General features: G+C 28.3%; 1 protein-coding gene and 1 pseudogene. Both read left to right on the top strand.

Going from position 1 to position 793, the window contains the following annotated elements; all coding sequences use genetic code 11:
* The coding region (gene saoC / locus GQX97_RS12920) for a Cys-Cys-COOH (seleno)protein SaoC (protein WP_157152269.1) at positions 1–363 on the top strand (363 nt) is incomplete at its 5' end.
* A 30-nt stretch (positions 364–393) separates the two neighbouring features.
* Positions 394–793: pseudogene (locus GQX97_RS12925) on the top strand (ABC transporter substrate-binding protein); the annotation flags it as partial.

The raw sequence follows: 793 nt of genomic DNA on the forward strand, positions 1-793 counted from the left end.
ATAAATAATAAAGAGCTTTATAAAGAGTATATAAAAAAATATTCTGATAAKGAGTTATTAACTTTTTTGGAAGGAGATTTGAACGGAGATAATATAAATGATTTAATAATAATATATAAAGAATCTGAATACTCAAACAAATTAATTGGTATATACAAAGATTCTAATAAAATATTAATGACCKCTCCAATACCAGCACCTATAGAAAATTAYACAATCAAATTTTATAACATAGATGAAAAAGTGCCAAATGAAATTTTAGTGTCTGGTAAAAAGGGAGCTAGTATAGGTTTTKCTGTTTATAGACTTGAAAATGGAGAATTAATAAGCTTATTTGAAAACGGCATGGAAAAATGCTGCTAAATATAAATAAAAAAATATAAGGAGAAAAAAATGAAAAAAGTTGTAATTATTTTTTCTATGATTGTTTTTATCATTTCATGTAGCGGAARTGATAATRCATCTAAAGCAACAGAAACTTCTATTTCAGAAGATGTACAAGCTATAGTTGATGACTATAATTTGGAAGAGTTAAGCGATGCAGACAAAAAATACAAAATTAATTTAGGMTATTATAACTGCGAYCATATGACAGCAGCTTGTGTTGGAGAAGATACTGGAATATTTAAAGCATTGGGTTTAAATGTTACAGTTACAGGGAATGGTAATGTACCAGAGGCTATGAGTGCTGGGCAGATGGATATGGCTTATGCTGGTTTTACAACTACTTTAAATGCAGTAAAAAATAAAGTTCCTCTTTTTATAGCAGCAGAAAATCATACAGGAGGAGCTG

This window comes from Brachyspira sp. SAP_772 (genome assembly GCF_009755885.1).
GTDB lineage: Bacteria > Spirochaetota > Brachyspiria > Brachyspirales > Brachyspiraceae > Brachyspira.